The sequence below is a fragment of the Thauera sp. AutoDN2 genome, from assembly GCF_051280715.1.
Classification (GTDB): domain Bacteria; phylum Pseudomonadota; class Gammaproteobacteria; order Burkholderiales; family Rhodocyclaceae; genus Thauera.
On the sequence record NZ_JBNCAR010000033.1, the window covers coordinates 1 to 16,095 of the forward strand.

Annotated in this window: 13 protein-coding genes; 5 read left to right on the forward strand and 8 right to left on the reverse strand. The window is 68.5% G+C overall.

Annotated features, from left to right (window positions below; translation table 11 throughout):
• The 6 genes from ACPT9U_RS14805 to ACPT9U_RS14830 all read right to left on the reverse strand — a co-directional run.
• On the reverse strand, positions 1 to 648 hold a 648-nt coding region (locus tag ACPT9U_RS14805; protein WP_435751473.1), incomplete at its 3' end, for a TAXI family TRAP transporter solute-binding subunit.
• 240 nt (positions 649 to 888) lie between these two features.
• Complete coding sequence (locus tag ACPT9U_RS14810) at positions 889 to 2,232, reverse strand: sigma-54-dependent transcriptional regulator (protein WP_435751474.1); 1,344 nt, start codon at positions 2,230 to 2,232, stop codon at positions 889 to 891.
• The gene (locus ACPT9U_RS14815) at positions 2,229 to 4,112 is read right to left on the reverse strand and encodes a sensor histidine kinase (protein ID WP_418365243.1); all 1,884 of its coding nucleotides are present in this window, start codon (positions 4,110 to 4,112) and stop codon (positions 2,229 to 2,231) included. The genes ACPT9U_RS14810 and ACPT9U_RS14815 overlap by 4 nt, the downstream gene beginning before the upstream one ends.
• A 128-nt stretch (positions 4,113 to 4,240) precedes the next feature.
• Positions 4,241 to 5,551: a Glu/Leu/Phe/Val family dehydrogenase gene (locus ACPT9U_RS14820; RefSeq protein ID WP_435751475.1), complete on the reverse strand. Its 1,311-nt coding sequence runs from the start codon at positions 5,549 to 5,551 to the stop codon at positions 4,241 to 4,243.
• A gap of 158 nt (positions 5,552 to 5,709) precedes the next feature.
• On the reverse strand, positions 5,710 to 6,630 hold the full coding sequence (locus tag ACPT9U_RS14825) for a LysR family transcriptional regulator (RefSeq protein ID WP_418365245.1): 921 nt from the start codon (positions 6,628 to 6,630) through the stop codon (positions 5,710 to 5,712).
• Positions 6,621 to 7,790 (reverse strand): substrate-binding domain-containing protein, encoded by a 1,170-nt coding sequence (locus ACPT9U_RS14830; protein WP_435751476.1) that lies wholly within the window; start codon positions 7,788 to 7,790, stop codon positions 6,621 to 6,623. The genes ACPT9U_RS14825 and ACPT9U_RS14830 overlap by 10 nt, the downstream gene beginning before the upstream one ends.
• Positions 7,791 to 7,913: 123 nt before the next feature.
• On the opposite strand from ACPT9U_RS14830, the gene ACPT9U_RS14835 reads away from it, so the two are divergent.
• Positions 7,914 to 8,747: an extracellular solute-binding protein gene (locus tag ACPT9U_RS14835; RefSeq protein ID WP_435751477.1), complete on the forward strand. Its 834-nt coding sequence runs from the start codon at positions 7,914 to 7,916 to the stop codon at positions 8,745 to 8,747.
• 73 nt (positions 8,748 to 8,820) lie between these two features.
• Here ACPT9U_RS14835 and ACPT9U_RS14840 read toward each other — a convergent pair whose 3' ends face one another.
• Positions 8,821 to 9,303 (reverse strand): Lrp/AsnC family transcriptional regulator, encoded by a 483-nt coding sequence (locus tag ACPT9U_RS14840; protein ID WP_094267387.1) that lies wholly within the window; start codon positions 9,301 to 9,303, stop codon positions 8,821 to 8,823.
• 155 nt (positions 9,304 to 9,458) lie between these two features.
• On the opposite strand from ACPT9U_RS14840, the gene leuA reads away from it, so the two are divergent.
• The 4 genes from leuA to ACPT9U_RS14860 all read left to right on the forward strand — a co-directional run bounded on the left by leuA (position 9,459) and on the right by ACPT9U_RS14860 (position 14,064).
• On the forward strand, positions 9,459 to 11,171 hold the full coding sequence (leuA, locus tag ACPT9U_RS14845) for a 2-isopropylmalate synthase (protein ID WP_435751478.1): 1,713 nt from the start codon (positions 9,459 to 9,461) through the stop codon (positions 11,169 to 11,171).
• 451 nt (positions 11,172 to 11,622) lie between these two features.
• A complete protein-coding gene (locus ACPT9U_RS14850) occupies positions 11,623 to 12,084 on the forward strand; it encodes a transporter substrate-binding domain-containing protein (RefSeq protein ID WP_435751479.1) in 462 nt (153 codons plus the stop codon).
• Between the two features lie 24 nt (positions 12,085 to 12,108).
• Positions 12,109 to 13,086, forward strand: coding sequence for a diguanylate cyclase domain-containing protein (locus ACPT9U_RS14855; RefSeq protein WP_435751480.1), 978 nt, complete (start codon positions 12,109 to 12,111; stop codon positions 13,084 to 13,086).
• A gap of 84 nt (positions 13,087 to 13,170) precedes the next feature.
• Entirely contained in the window at positions 13,171 to 14,064 is an 894-nt protein-coding gene (locus ACPT9U_RS14860) for a DNA ligase (RefSeq protein WP_418365252.1), read from the forward strand.
• A gap of 91 nt (positions 14,065 to 14,155) precedes the next feature.
• Here ACPT9U_RS14860 and ACPT9U_RS14865 read toward each other — a convergent pair whose 3' ends face one another.
• Complete coding sequence (locus ACPT9U_RS14865) at positions 14,156 to 16,039, reverse strand: ABC transporter transmembrane domain-containing protein (protein ID WP_418365253.1); 1,884 nt, start codon at positions 16,037 to 16,039, stop codon at positions 14,156 to 14,158.
• Positions 16,040 to 16,095: the final 56 nt, after the last annotated feature.

Below are 16,095 nucleotides of genomic sequence, written 5' to 3' on the forward strand. Positions count from 1 at the left end.
CACCAGCTTGGCGCCGCAGGTGGTGGTCGGATCCTGGATGTTGGCGGCCGGGTGGCCGACGACGTAGGCGAAGCCGTCGATCTTGTTGTCGCACAGGGCCGCGCCGTGCTCGTCGGGCTTGAGCTCGGAGGCGAGCGAGAAGTCATCCTTGCTCATGCCCAGCGCCGGCATCAGCATTTCCATGGTGGCGCGCTGGCCCGAGCCCGGGTTGCCGATGTTGAAGCGCTTGCCCTTGAAGCCCTCCATCGTGCTCACGCCCGCTTCCTTGCGCGCAAGCACGGTCAGCGGCTCCGGGTGCAGTGAGAAGACCGCGCGCAGGTCCGCGACCGGTCCGGAATCGGCGAACTGGGCCTGGCCCTTGACCGCGTTGTACTGCACGTCGGACTGGGCAACGCCGAAGTCGAGTTCACCGGCCTTGATGGTGTTGACGTTGTACACCGAGCCGCCAGTGCTCTCCACCGAGCAGCGCAACCCGTGCTGGGCGCGGTCCTTGTTGATCAGGCGGCAGATCGCGCCGCCGGCGGCGTAATAGACGCCGGTCACGCCCCCGGTGCCGATGGTGACGAACTGCTGCTGCGCGACGGCGGGCGTTGCACCCATCGTGCCCACGAGGGCGAAGGCAGCGGCGATTGCGCTCAATTTCTTCATTGTGTACTCCTCCTGTAAGAATCCCTGCCCTGTTGTGCTTCGGGCATGCGATGAGCTGCGGCACCATGCCGCAACCCACGGAGGAAATACCTAGCACCGAACGTGCCAGGCAGAAGCAAAAACAAATTAATGAATTGAAACGGTTTTTCAATCCATGCGCCGTCCCGCGTTCGGCTTTTCGGACAAATCGACCTGGCGACGTCCGGAAAACCGAACGCTGGCGCCACGCGATCGCGCCCGTCAGCGCCCGATCGAACCACCCTCGAGCCCATGCCGGCGCAGCTTGTCGAACAGCGTGGTCTTCGCCACACGCAGGCTGGCAGCCGCGCGCGTGAGGTTGCCGTCGCAACGCGCCAGTGCCGCAGCGATCAGGCTGCGCTCGAAGGCGTCCACCGCCTCGGCCAGCGAGGGCGGGTCGACCGCATCCCTGTCGGCCTCCGCCAGCACCTCGCGACGGATCCCGAGCACCATGCAGTCCGCCATGTTGCGCAGTTCACGCACGTTCCCGCGCCAGGGATGGGCAAGCAAGCGCTGCATCAGCTCGGGCGGGCACTCGGGCACCGGCAGGTCATGGCGCTGCGCGGACTGCTGCAGGAAATGCTGGAACAGCAGCGGAATGTCCTCGCGCCGCTCGCGCAGGGGCGGCAGCTCGATCATGACCACGTTGAGGCGGTAGTACAGATCCTCGCGGAAGCTGCCCTCGTCCGCGCGCTGGCGCAGGTCGTCCTTGGTGGCCGCCACGATGCGGGTATCTACCGGAACCAGCTGATTGCCGCCCAGGCGCTCCAGGCAGCGCTCCTGAAGTACGCGCAGCAGCTTGATCTGCGCCTGCACCGGCATACTCTCGATCTCGTCGAGGAAGAGCGTGCCGCCGCTGGCATGTTCGATTTTCCCCACGCGCCGACGCGCCGCACCGGTGAAGGCGCCGGCCTCATGCCCGAACAGCTCGCTGTCGAGCAGATGCTCGGGCAGACCGCCGCAGTTGATCGCGACGAAGTTGCCGCGCGCGCGCCGACCGAGCTCGTGCAGGCAGCGCGCCACCCGCTCCTTGCCGGTGCCGGTTTCGCCATGCACCAGGACGTCCACATCCTTGTCGGCGAGGCTGGTCACCAGTTCGCGCAGCTTCACCATGGCCGGCGATTGGCCAATCAGGTACTGCCCTGCACCCGCACGCTGTGCGAGCTGGCTGCGCAACTGCTGAACCTCGCGGCTCAGGCGGCGCTTCTCCAGGGCGCGCCGCACCACGTCCAGCAGGTGGGCCGAGGCGAAGGGCTTGGTGATGAAATCGTAGGCACCGGCACGCATCGCCTCCACCGCATGACTGACGCCACCGTGGCCGGTGATCATGATCACCGGCAAGCTCTCATCCCGGCTCTGCAGCCATTGCAGCAGGCTCATGCCATCCTCGCCGGGGAGGCGCATATCAGTCACCACGACATCGACCCCCGCGCCGTCAAGGTGACGGCGCGCCTCTTCCGCCGAGCCCACGGCAACTGCCGGAATACCCGCGATCTCGAAGGCCTGCTCGCAACCGAGACGCAGATGCGGGTCGTCCTCCACGAGCAGAACCGCGTGTTCGCTCATGCCTTGTCCTCCTTGTGCGGCGGCAAACCGATACGAAAGCTCGCCCCGCCACCCTCGCCGTTGCGCGCGCTCAACGTGCCGCCGAACTCGTGCACGATGTCGCGGGATATCGCCAGCCCAAGGCCCAAACCAACGCCCCGTGGCTTGGTGCTGAAGAAGGGTTCGAACAGGCGTGCACGCACGCCTTCGGCGAGGCCCCTCCCTGTGTCGCTGACCACGATCGCGTCGGGCCAGTCGGCGACACCCTCGATCTCGATTGTCAGCCTGCGCGTCGGGCACCCCTCCATCGCGTCCGCCGCATTGCCGAACAGATTGACCAGCACCTGCTCCAGGCGGCCACGGTCACACCAGACCCGCGCCGTCGCCGGTACCCGGGCCACCACCTCCACACCCTGTTTCTGCAGCCGGTGATCGACCAGGCGCAGGGCGGCGTCAACCGCTTCGCTCAGCCGGACCTCGCCCGGCTGAGCGGGCGATTTGCGGGCGAAGTCGCGCAGCGGCGTGATGATGCCATCCATGCGCCCCACCATCTCGGCGACCAGTTCCAGGTTGCGCGCCGCCTTGTCTGTGGCGCCACGGCGCAGGTACTCGGCGGCATTGTCGTTGAGCGTGGACAGCGCGCCCAGCGGCTGCGACAGCTCGTGGGTAATGCCCGTGGCCAGTTGCCCGAGCGCGGCGAGCCTGGCGGCATGGACGAGTTCGTCCTGTGCAGTGCGCAGTTCCGCCTCGGCCGCCTTACGTTCGGCGACTTCACGCTGCAGGCGCTCATTGGTTTCGCGCAGCGAACGCGTACGGCGCTCGACGGTGGTCTCGAGAACGCGGTTGGCCTCTGCAAGCAGTGCCTGGGTAGCAAGCTTCTGACGCACGATACGACGCCGCTGCAGCAGATAGGCCAATGCCATGAGCAGGACCGTGCCCGCACTGAAGACCAGCGCTGCATGGCTGAACGCTTCGGCACGCAGGCTGCGCAGATTCGAGAACAGGACCACGCGCCAGCCCGTGCGCTCGAGCAGCTTGAGCACCACCCGATAACGTGCGGCGTCGAGCCGGCCGGCGCCGTCTGCGGTCAGCACCAGGGCGGGCAGAGTCGCCTCCTCAGGGGGGCTCCCGGTACGCAGGGGCAGCGGGACGACAAAGGGCACGATCTCCTCGTCGTCGTAGAGCCGGCTGGCCCGCGCGGTAGCATGGGCGAGCGCACTCATCGGCTCGAGTGCGCTGTAGCGCCAGCCACTGACTGCGCTCATGATCACGACTCCATTGCTGTCCGCGATCAGCGCGGGCTCCTCGAGCGCCTCAAGGGCCTGCTGCAGCACCCCCAGATCGATCTTGACCGCCACGACACCGACGACCTCCTCACCGTCGCGGATCGGACGCGAGACGAAATACCCCGCATCCTCGCCTGCCTCCCCCACGGAGAAGTCACGCCCGGTGAGCCCCCCCCGGGCCCAGCGGAAATAACTGCGGAAGGACAGGTCCTCGCCCGGCGCAGCGGCCGAGGTGTCACGACCCGCCGCAGCCAGCAGCCGGCCATCGGCATCGAGCAGGTAGATCAGGCGCGCGCCGACCTGATCGTTGAGCGCATGCAGGAAGGCTTGCACCCGCGCCGCCAGCACAGGGTCGCCGGGCGCCAACAGCCAGGCGCGAAGGTCCGGGTTGAGCTCGAGCGTGCCGGGGATGTGCTCAAGCCGCAGGATGATGCTATCGACCGCCGCAGCGAGCAGTTCCAGCCGATGATTGGCCTCCACACGCATGCGTTCGGCGCCGAGCCGCTCGCTGATGCGGTAGGCCTGCACGGCCGCGGCGAACACGCAGCACAGGGCCAGCGCCAGCCAGACACGCTGCCCGAGCCATTCCCGGCGCCTCACTCCGCGTTCGATCAAGCCTGCCCTCCGTCCCCGACCACGCCCGAACGGGCCGACCGAGAGCATACCCGCAGCGGCCCAGATCGGCGACAACGCCAGGCCCGAGGCCGCCCGCCGCCCCCGCATGAAGGGAGGCGGCATTGCGATCAGGGGTAGAGGCCGCGCTCGGCGCGCGCTTCGAGCACGCGATGGCAGGCGATGATGAAAGCCGCGGTGCGCAGCGACACCTTCTTGTCGGCAGCCACGTGCGAGATCGCGGCGAAGGCGTTGACCATCAGGCGCTCGAGGCGCTCGTTGATCTCCTCCTCGGTCCAGAAGAAGCTCGAGAAGTCCTGCACCCACTCGAAATAGGACACAGTCACGCCGCCGGCGTTGGCCAGCACGTCGGGCACCACCAGCACGCCACGTTCGCACAGCACATCGTCGGCCGCCGGCGTGGTCGGACCATTGGCGCCTTCGACGACGATACGGGTGCGGATGCGCTCGGCGCGCGCCGGGGTGATCTGGCCCTCGAGCGCAGCCGGGACGAGGAAGTCGCACTCGATCTGCCAGAAGTCCTCGATGTCGATCGGCGCAGCGCCCGGAAAGCCGGCGAGCCCGCCGTTCGCGGCCACGTGCGCGAGCGCCGCGGGGATGTCGATGCCGTGCTCGTTGGCCAAGGTCGCGGTATGGTCGGCCACCGCCAGCACGCGCGCGCCGGCCTCGTGGAACAGGCGCGCGGCGATGCCGCCGACGTTGCCGAAGCCCTGCACGACCACGCGCGCGCCGTCGATCTGCAGGCCGATCGTGCGGCCGGCCTCGCGCGCGGTGATGAACACGCCGCGGCCGGTGGCTTCCTGGCGGCCCAGGCTGCCGCCGAGCGCGATCGGCTTGCCGGTGACGACGCCGGTGGCGGTGCCGCCGCGGTTCATCGAGAAGGTGTCCATCATCACCGCCATGGTCATCGCGTTGGTGCCAACGTCCGGCGCCGGGATGTCGCGATCGGGGCCGATGATCACGCCGATCTCGGAGGTGTAGCGCCGGGTGATGCGCTGTAGCTCGCCCTTGCTGACGCTGTTGGGGTCGACGCGGATGCCGCCCTTGGCGCCGCCGAAGGGCAGGCCGACCGCGGCGTTCTTGATGGTCATCCAGCCGGCGAGCGCCATCACCTCATTGAGCGTCACGTCGGGGTGGAAGCGCACACCGCCCTTGCCCGGGCCGCGCGACAGGCTGTGCTGCACGCGGTAGCCCTCGAAGTGGGCAACGGTGCCGTCGTCGCGCTCGATCGGCACATCCACGATCAGCGTGCGCTTGGGGCGGATCAGGGTCTCGACCCAGCGCTCGAGCGAGCCGAGGTAGGGGCGCACACGCTCGATCTGCTGCACGAAGCTGGCCCAGGGTTCGGGCGCGGCCGGGTTGAGGTAGGACAGGCCGCCCAGCTTGTCGAAGGAGGCGGGGTTCGGGGGGGTGGCGCTCATGTGCGGTGTCTCCGGGGTGGGGAAGCGCACATTCTGTTGTCCCCGCCGCGCAGGGTGGATGCCGTTGGATCATCGGGTCATGCGTTCAACGCATAACCTTTGGATGCCGCCGCTTGGGGCTCACGCACCCGGGGGCGTCGCCCCCCGTGGTCACCCCGTCACCCCCGATCGCCACCTTCCACGGCGCCCGTCAGGTACGCCCACAGGCGCAGCAGCTCGGGCCGGGTGTTGGCGCGGTCGCGGTACAGCCGCACCTCCATCTCCAGCGTCCAGCGCGCATCGCCGGCGGGCGCGATCTCGCCGCGCGCCAGCTCGCGCGCCACCGCGCTCTCGGGCAGGAACGCGAGGCCGTGGCCGGCGAGCAGCATCGCCTTGAGGCTCTCGGCCATGTCGGATTCGTACTGCAACGCCAGATGTGCGGGCTGGCCGGCGCGATCGAGGATGGTGTCGACCATCCGGCGCAGGTAGGTGTTCGGTCCGTATCGCAGGAAGGGAATCGGCGCTGCGGGCGTGCCCGGCAACCGCCAGCGTCCGCTCGCGGCGAGACTGCGCGGCAGATAGGGCCGCACCGCCTCGGTGGCGAGCTTGAGCCCGTCGAAGCGCGCGGGGTCCAGCCACACCGGGTAGGCCGGATGGTGGTAGCAGAGCAGGAGGTCGCAGCCGCCCTCGACCAGGCTGCTGACCACGTCATGCACGTTGCCCGCCATCAACCGCGTGGGCACGGCGCCGAAGTCCTGCCGCAGCCGCGCCAGCCAGGCCGGAAAGAAGGCAAAGGCGAGCGTGTGCGGCACCGCGAAGGCGAGCACGCCGCCGGCCACCGGCTGCAGGCCGCGCGCCAGCGCACGCGCCGAGTGCAGCCGGCTGATGAGATCGGCCGCGGGGCCCTTGAAGGCCTCACCCGCTGCGGTGAGCTGCGTCGGGTAGGCGCTGCGATCGACCAGCGGCGCACCCAGCCAGGCCTCCAGCGCGCGGATGCGGCGCGAGAAGGCGGGCTGCGACACGTGGCGCTGCTCGGCCGAGCGCGAGAAGCTGCCGGTCTCGGCGAGGCTGAGAAAATCCTCCAGCCACTTCAGCTCCATCCGCCCACCTCCGCGCCCACCTCCGCGCCCGGTGCAGGGCCATGGCCGTGCGGCCCGCGCTCCGCATGTTCGACGGCACGCGGACGGAACCGCCACCACGGCAGTTCGCGGTTCATCGCCAGCACCTCGCCGCTGCGCGCGGGCGTGTAGCCGGGCAGGGCGGACAAGCTGTGCTGCCAGGCCCCGGTACGCAGCAGATCGAGCAGGGCCTGCGTCGCCGGCTGCGCCAGGCTGCTCTTGAGGCACGCGAGGAAATACTGCTCTTCGGCCAGCGGCACGAAATCCAGCCCCAGCGCCTGCGCCCCGGCCTCGATGCCGAAACCCGCATCCGCGCGCCCGGTGGCGATTGCGCGCGCCACCGCAGCATGCGAGGGCTCGACCTCGGCGTAGCCGCGGATGCGCTCGGGGGCGATCCCCGCCTCGGCCAGCAGTTCGTCCAATAGCACGCGGGTGCCGGTACCCAGCGCGCGGTTGACGAAGCGTGCGCCCTTGTCGGCCAGGTCGGTCAAGGTCTCGAGCCCGAGCGGATTGCCGGGCGCCACGATCAAGCCCTGCCTGCGGCGCGCAAAGCCGATCAGCTTGTGCCGCCCGGGGCGCAGCAGCGGCTTATAGGTGCGCTGCGTCAGCGAACCCTGGGCGGGCGCGATGCGCACATGAAAGCCCGCCATCTCGCAGCGCCCCTCGTTGAGCGCACGAATCGCATCCACGCTGCCGGAAAAGCGGATGTCCAGATGCAGTCGCGCCTGGCGCGCATGCTCGGCCAGCGCCACGAGCGCCTCATCGTGGCTGGCATGGAAGGTGAGCACATGCGCGGTTTCGTCGAAGGCTACGGCGAAGGCGCGCTCCAGGTCGGCGCGTAAGGCCTCGATCTGCGGCAGCAGGCGCGCCTGGGCCTGGCGCTCGGCCCACAGCAGCTTGGCGCCGAAGTCGGTCAGGCGCGCGGCCTGGCCCTTCTCCCACAGGATCAGGGGCTGGCCGAGCGCGGCGTCCCAGCGCTTGAGCTCGCCCCAGACGTGGCGATACGACAGGCCGAGCTGGCGCGCGGCGGCCGAGATCGAACCCTGGTCGCTGACCGCCTGCAGCAGATCGAGCAGCGGATTGCGGATCAGCGCCGGTGCAGCCTCGGTGCCGAGCGTGTAGTTGAGGCTGATCCTATGCATTTCTCTTCATATTGATCGCGGTTTCCAGGCTCCATAGATTGGCGCAACACGAGGACGCAGGGCAATGCCACAGCCCCAAGAAAACCAGCGCCCACCCCGGAGCTAACCAAAGGAGACACCCACATGACGTCCCAACTCGCAGCATTGTCGCGCAAGCACCTCCGCACCGCTGCAGCCGCCAGCCTGCTCGCGCTGCTGTCGTTGTCCGCGCAGGCCGAAGGCCCCTCCATCGTCGTCGCCTCGACCACGTCGACCGAGCAGTCCGGCCTTTTCGGGCACATTCTGCCGCAGTTCAAACAGGCTGCCGGCATCGACGTGAAGGTCGTTGCGCTCGGCACCGGCCAGGCCCTGGACGTCGGCCGCCGCGGTGATGCGGACGTGGTGTTCGTGCACGACGCCGCAGCGGAGCAGAAGTTCGTCGACGAAGGCCACGGCATCGAGCACCGCAAGGTCATGTACAACGACTTCGTGCTGGTCGGCCCCAAGGACGATCCGGCCGGCACCCGCGGCAAGGACATCACCGCTGCCCTGCAGAAGCTGGCGGCCAGCAATGGCAATTTCGTGTCGCGCGGCGACAAGAGCGGCACGCACGCCGCCGAGTTGCGCTACTGGAAGGCCGCCGGCGTGGACAACAAGGGCACGGGCTACAAGGAATGCGGCTGCGGCATGGGTCCGGCGCTCAACATGGCGGCGTCCTCCGCTGCCTACGTGCTCGCCGACCGCGGCACCTGGCTCAGCTTCAAGAACCGCGCCGACCTCGCGGTGCTGGTCGAGGGCGACACCCGCCTCTTCAACCAGTACGGCGTGATGGTCGTCAATCCGGAGCGCCACCCGCATGTGAAGACGGCCGAGGCGCGCAAGTTCGTGGAGTGGGTGGTGTCACCCGCCGGGCAGGACGCGATCGCGTCTTACAAGATCGAAGGGGAGCAGTTGTTCTTCCCGAACGCCGGCAAGTAAGCGCGGCAGACGGCGGAGCGATACGACGGCCGCGGGCGATGCTCGCGGCTGTTTCGTTTCTGCGCGGAGCCGTTCATCCCACCACCGGCAGCGCCGTCTTGTCGATCACCCGCCGCAGCACGAAGCTCGAATGCACCCCGGTCACACCGGGAATGCGGGTGATGCGGTTGAGCAGCAGTTCCTGGTAGCCGTCCATGTCGGCGACGATGACCTTCAGCTGGTAGTCGGCGTCCTGGCCGGTGATCAGCAGGCATTCGAGCACCTGCGGGATCTTCTCGACCTCCGCCTCGAAGTGGGCGAAGCGCTCCGGCGTATGGCGGTCCATCGAGATGTGGATCAGGGCCATCAGCGACAGGCCCAGCTTGCGCGCATCGAGCAGGGCGCGATAGCCGACGATGAGCCCGGCGTCCTCCAGCGCGCGCAGCCGGCGCAGGCAGGACGAGGGCGACAGGCTGATGCGGTCGGCGAGGTCCTGGTTGCTGATGCGGCCGTCCTGCTGCAAGAGCTCGAGGAGCTGGCGGTCGTAGCGGTCGAGTTGCATGATCGGGCGGTCCATTCTTTCCAATCGGCAGATTCTTGCACTTCGACACTGCAATGTGAACGTTTCTGCACCAAATCGCCGCATCGCACTGCAACAACGCAATCGTCTGCCGCGACACCCGGCGTAGACTTTCGTCCATCGAATCACGCCATGCCCACGAGGACCGCGCCATGATGTTGCAGAACCCCGCCGCCAAGTACCGCCCCTTCGCCCCGATCGCGCTCGCCGACCGCCAGTGGCCGAACAAGGTCATCGACCGCGCGCCGATCTGGATGAGCACCGACCTGCGCGACGGCAACCAGGCGCTGTTCGAGCCGATGAACGTCGAGCGCAAGATGCGCATGTTCCGCACCGTGTGCGACATCGGCTTCAAGGAGATCGAGGTCGGTTTCCCGTCCGCCTCGCAGACCGACTTCGACTTCGTGCGCACCCTCATCGAGGGCGGCCATATCCCCGCGGATGTGACCATCCAGGTGCTCACCCAGGCGCGCGAGGACCTTATCCGCCGCACGATGGAATCGGTACGCGGCGCGCCGCGGGCGATCATCCACGTCTATAACGCCACTTCGCCCACCTTCCGCGAGGTCGTGTTCGGCATGGAGAAGCCGCAGGTGGTGGCGCTCGCGGTGTCGGCCGTGCGGCTCATCAAGCAGATCGGCGAGCAGATGCAAACCGCGTGCGGCACCGAGATCCGCCTCGAGTACAGCCCGGAAACCTTCTCCGCCACCGAGCTCGACTTCGCCAGAGAAGTCTGCGATGCGGTGACCGCCGAGTGGGGCGCGACGCCCGACAACAAGGTCATCATCAACCTCCCCGCCACGGTCGAGGTCGCCACGCCCAACGTCTACGCCGACCAGGTCGAGTGGATGCACCGCAACCTCGCGCGCCGCGACGGCGTCGTGCTCTCGCTGCACCCGCACAACGACCGCGGCAGCGGCGTTGCGGCTGCCGAGCTCGGCATGATGGCCGGCGCCGACCGCGTCGAGGGCTGCCTCTTCGGCAACGGCGAGCGCACCGGCAATGTCGACATCGTCACCCTCGCGCTCAACATGTACACGCAGGGCGTTTCGCCCGGACTCGACTTCTCGGACATCAACGCCGTCGCGCGCACCGTCGAGTACTGCAACCAGTTGCCCATCCACCCACGCCACCCCTATGTGGGGGATCTCGTGTTCACGGCCTTCTCCGGCTCCCACCAGGACGCCATCAAGAAGGGATTCGCCGCTCAAAAGGCGGATGCTCCGTGGAACGTGCCCTACCTCCCGATCGACCCCGCCGACGTCGGCCGCAGCTACGACTCGGTGATCCGGGTCAACAGCCAGTCCGGCAAGGGCGGCATCGCCTACCTGCTCGAGACCGAGTACGGCATCGCGATGCCGCGCCGCCTGCAGGTGGAGTTCTCGCGCGAGGTGCAGCAGGTCACCGACGCCACCGGCGGCGAGATGTCGGCGGCGGCGATCTGGGACCTCTTCCGCGCCACCTATCTCGACACCGTCGCGCCGGTGCGCTACGTCGAGCACCACCTGTTCGAACACGGCGCGGCGCAGGGCATCCGCCTCGTGGTCGAGATCGGCGGCACCCGCCACCTGCTCGTCGGCGAGGGCAACGGCCCGATCGACGCCGCCATCCACGCCTTACGCGGCGCCGGCATCGACGTCCAGGTACGCAGTTTCGAGGAGCGCTCGATCACCCCCAGCGAGGACGGCGGCAACGCCCAGGCCTGCGCCTTCCTCGAACTCACCGAGGCAGGCGGGCAAGGCGGCGACCGCTACGGCGTGGGGGTGGACAGCAACATCGTCACCGCCTCGATCCGCGCCATCATCAGCGGCATCAATCGCCTGCAGCCGGCGCGCGCAGAGGCGCCAGCAGAAAAGGCGGCCTGAGGCGAGCGGCGTGCGCTTCTGCGCGCGCCGTCCCGAACGCCCCCTGGGCAGGAACGTGCCCAGGGCATGAAAAAAGAACGCAGTCACCGGCGCCCTCCGTTCAGACGGGTCGTTGCCCCAGCCGTCGCCCCGCGACCTCTCCGATCATCGCCACCAAGGTCAGGTAGAGTCATCAGGAGTAAATTTCTTAGCCTGTGTGTAAAAGCACACTACCGGGTGGTTTCGGGCGAATGGCACAATCCGGACGAGCGCGACCACCTGCCGGACAACCATGCCGGGCCGGCAGAGCGGCTGTGCGCGCGAATCCACCACCTCATCCCCCGTGACTCCTCGCGTCTCCCCCTGCTGGGCATCCCCCAAGCCGTTCCCGACAACGAACCCGCGAGCGGCGGCCTCGACAAGCAACCGTTCAGCCCCAAGCGCACGCGCACGGTATGGTGCTCGAAAACGCTTGTGCACCCTGCTTCTTGGACTGATGTTTGCCGTCGCGTTCAAGCTGGCAATCGGCGCCGAGCCTGGCCCATCCGCCACCGCGGCGGGCGAGGGCGCAAACGTGCGCCTGTGCATCGATCCCGACTGGGCTCCCTATGAATGGCTGGACGAACAGGGCCGCCATCGCGGCATCGCCGCCGACCTGACCCGGCTGATCGCGGCACGTGCCGGCCTGCGCCTGAGCATCGTCCAAAGCACCAGTTGGGATGAGAGTCTGTCACTGGCCCGTACCGGCAAGTGCGACGCCCTTTCCTTCCTCAACGAGACGCCGGAGCGAGCGGGCTGGCTCAGTTTCACCCGCCCATACTTCTTCGACCGCAACGTCATCATCACCCGCGCCGAACACCCGGACATCGCCAGCCTGGCGGACCTGCCCGCCGGGACGATGATCGCGCTACCTACGGCGACCTCGATCATCTAGCAGGTCGGACGTGACTTCCCCGGGTTGCGTATCCTGCCGGTCGCCTCGGAGGCGGATGCCCTCGGCATGGTCGAGCAGCGCGAAGCTGAACTCACCCTGCGTGCCCTCACCATCGTCGCACACACGATCAAGACCGAAGGTTGGTTCAACCTCAGGATCGCCGGCGAGGTGCCCGCGTACGGCAACCGCATGCGCATCGGCATCGTCGGCAAGCGCCCGGAGCTGCTTGCCGCGCTCGACGCCGCAATCGCATCCCTGACGCCAGAGGAGGTCGACGAGATCGTCAACCGGCACGTCGCGATCGATGTTGCATCCGGGGTTGGCCGCATCCTCCTCCTCCGGATCAGCGCAGGCTTCTTCCTCTTGCTGCTGTTGGCCTATCTTTGGATCCGACACCTGCGTGGGGTGAACCAGCGCCTGGCCGCACTCGGCAGACAGTTGGGCGAGGACATTGCAGCGCGCCAGCGCGTAGAGCAGGCGCTCAAGGAGAGTGAGGAGCGCTACCGCTCGCTGGTGGAAATGGCGCACGAGAGCATCATCGTGGTGCAGGACGCCAACCGCGCACTGCTGTTCGAGCGCCTCGAACGTGCGCTTGCCGCCGCCCAGCGCAACCATCATCTGCTGGCGGTCCTGTTCATCGATCTGGATGGCTTCAAACCGGTCAACGACCGGTACGGCCACGACATCGGCGACGCCCTGCTGCAAGCAGTCGCCCAGCGTCTGCAGGGCCTGGTGCGCGAGTCCGACGCCGCAGCTCGGATCGGCGGCGACGAGTTCGTCGTACTGCTGCCGATGATCGCAGCCGACGAGGACGCCGACAACGTCGCCGGCAAGCTGCACACCGCCCTGGCCAGCCCCTTCGACATCCACGGTCAGCGCATCATCATCTCGGGCAGCATCGGTGTCGCGCTGTATCCGCGCGATGGCGACAGCGCCCCAGCGTTGATGCAACGTGCGGACTGCGCGATGTACCGGGAAAAGCAGATCGCGCACGCACGCTGATCCAGCACTCGCACCGCAGAGGCCGCGCTGGCAGCATCGCCCACCGTCTCCTACAATGCGTTCGTCATTTACAGAGACTCTGTCATGTGCGCTTCCATCGCCACGTTCCGAGCACGCATCGGTCCCGGCCTCTGCGCCCTGGCCATCGCCACCTGCCTGCTGCCGACCGCCGGTTTCGCCCAGGCCACAGACGCCGTGCAGGCCAGCGCACCGCCGGCAATGCTCGCGCTGCATGACGACGGAAAGCTCGACCCCGCCGGTTACTGGATCAGCGAGAAGCTCGACGGCGTGCGCGCATTGTGGGACGGACAACGGCTACGCTTTCGCAGCGGGCGCGAAATCGTCACCCCCGCGTGGTTCATCGCCGCGCTGCCCGCAACGCCGCTGGACGGCGAACTCTGGATCGACCGCCGAAATTTCGACGCACTCTCAGGCCTGATCCGCCGCGAGGATCCGCATGACCCCGCTTGGCGCCACGTGCGCTACATGCTCTTCGACCAGCCCGGCGGCGCGGGCGATTTCAGCACCCGGCTACAGGCGCTGCGGCAGATCGTCGCCAGCACCGCGTGCCCCTGGCTGCAACTGGTGCCGCAGCAGCGCATAGCCAACCGCGCTGCCTTGCAGCGCATGCTCGAGGAGACCTTGGCCGGTGGCGGCGAAGGGCTGATGCTCCACCGTGCCGACGCGCAGTGGGAGCCCGGTCGCAGCGCCGCCTTACGTAAGCTCACGCCCTGGCTTGACGCCGAGGCACGCGTCATCGGCTACGTTCCCGGCAAGGGCCGACTCCAGGGCAAGGTCGGCGCACTGCTCGTCGAGACCGATGACGGCCGCCGCTTTCGTATCGGCAGCGGCCTCACCGACGCCCTGCGCGCCGCACCGCCGCCGCTCGGTGCGCTCGTCACCTATCGCTACCGCGAACTCACCCCGGGCGGCCAGCCGCGCTTCCCACGCTTTCTTCGAGAGCGGGTACTCCCCTGAGAGCGGATCATCGGCGGCGCCAATACGGGTCACGACCCCGCATTCGATGAAACATCTGTGCACGTGGCGCCCCCGCGACCCGCTGGTCCGCTCACCCCTCCAGCTGCAGCGCCGCCAGCCGTGCGTACAGCCCGCCCTGGCGGCGCAGGTCGGCCGGGGTGCCGGTCTCGACGATACGGCCGGCGTCCATCACCACGATGCGGTCCACTTTCTGCACCGTCGCCAGGCGGTGCGCGATGATCAGTGTGGTGCGCCCCTGCATCGCGGCGGCCAGGCCCTGCTGCACCAGGATCTCGGATTCGGCGTCGAGCGCACTGGTAGCTTCATCGAGCAGCAGGATGGGCGCCCCCTTGAGGATCGCACGCGCGATCGCGATGCGTTGGCGCTGGCCGCCCGAGAGCCGGGTGCCACGCTCGCCGAGGAAGGTCGCATAGCCCTCGGGCAGGCGGGAGATGAACTCATCGGCCACAGCGGCGCGGGCGGCAGCGATCACATCGTCGTCACGGGCGTCGGGGCGGCCGTAACGGATATTGTCCAGCGCGCTCGCGGAGAAGATCACCGGGTCCTGCGGGACGATGGCGATACGCGCGCGCAGGGCGCGCAAGGGCAACGTGCGGAGGTCGCGGCCGCCGATGCATACCCGGCCGTCGGACACCTCGTAGTAGCGCATCAGCAGCTGGAACAGGCTGGTCTTGCCCGCACCGGACGGGCCGACCAGCGCGACCTTCTCGCCTGCAGCGATCTGCAGCGAGACGTCGTCGAGCGCCGCCACAGCCGGGCGCGCGGGGTAGCGGAAAACGACGTGCTCGAGCTCGATTCGAGCCTCCGCAACCGAATCCGCCTGCGCAACGGTCGATGCGCCCGGAGACCTATCCCGTGGCAGCGGGCAATCCCGCCCCCACGGCGCCGGTGCAGCCATCTCCGCATCGCGGATCGCCGGCTCGGCGTGCAGCAGCTCCAGCAGGCGTCCGGTGGCACCGCTCGCACGCATCACGTCACCCCATACCTCGGCCAGCGTGCCGGCGCCGCCCGCCACCAGCGCAGCGTAGATCACGAAGGCGCCAAGCTCGCCCACCGACAGTGCGCCCGCCTGCACCTGGCGCGCGCCGATCCACAGCACGAAGATGATCGTGCCCATCACCGCGGCGATGATCAGCCCGGTGAGCACCGCGCGCACCCGCGTGCGCCGCACCGCGGTGGCGAAGCTGGTCTCGGCGCGCGCAGCGAAGCGCGCGGCCTCGTTGTCCTCCTGCGTGAAGGCCTGCACCGTGGGCATGGCGTTGAGGATCTCGCCGGCAAGCGCCGACGCATCGGCAATGCGGTCCTGCGCCTCGCGCGACAGGCTGCGCACGCGGCGACCGATGAGGGTGATCGGCAGCGCAATCAGGGCCATCAGCCCGAAGATGAGGCCGAAGAGCTGCACGCTGGTGACCGCCAGCATCACCATGCCGCCGGCGAACTGGAACAGGCTGCGCAGGCCCATCGAGATCGAACTCCCCACCACGGTCTGCACCAGCGTCGTATCACCCGTGAGCCGGGACAGCACCTCACCGGTCTGCAGGGTCTCGAAGAACTGCGGTGACTGGCGCAGCACACGCGCGTACACCGCGCTACGCAGATCGGTGGTGACCCGCTCGCCGATCCACGACACGGTGTAATAGCGCGCCGCCACGGCCGCCGCCCAGAACACCGCGAGGCCGAAGAGCGCAACGAAGCGCCCGTCCAGACCTTGCGCGCCGAACAGCCCTCCGCCCGCCGCTGCCCCGGTGCGGGCTACGCCAGCCGCAGACACGCCGCCGAAGCCCGCATCGATCAGGTCACGAAACGCCAGCGGTACAACGAGAATCGCTGCCGATCCCAGGCACAGCAACAGGAAGGCGAGAGCCACCCGCCCACGGTAGGGGCGCAGGAAGGGGAGCAGGCCGCGCAGGGTGGAGAACGCTCGGCGCGGAACGGGGGCATCGGTGTCGGGCATACAGAATTATTGCCGCTTCGCCCGTTCGCCGACAGCCCGCCCGCACTGGGCTATGC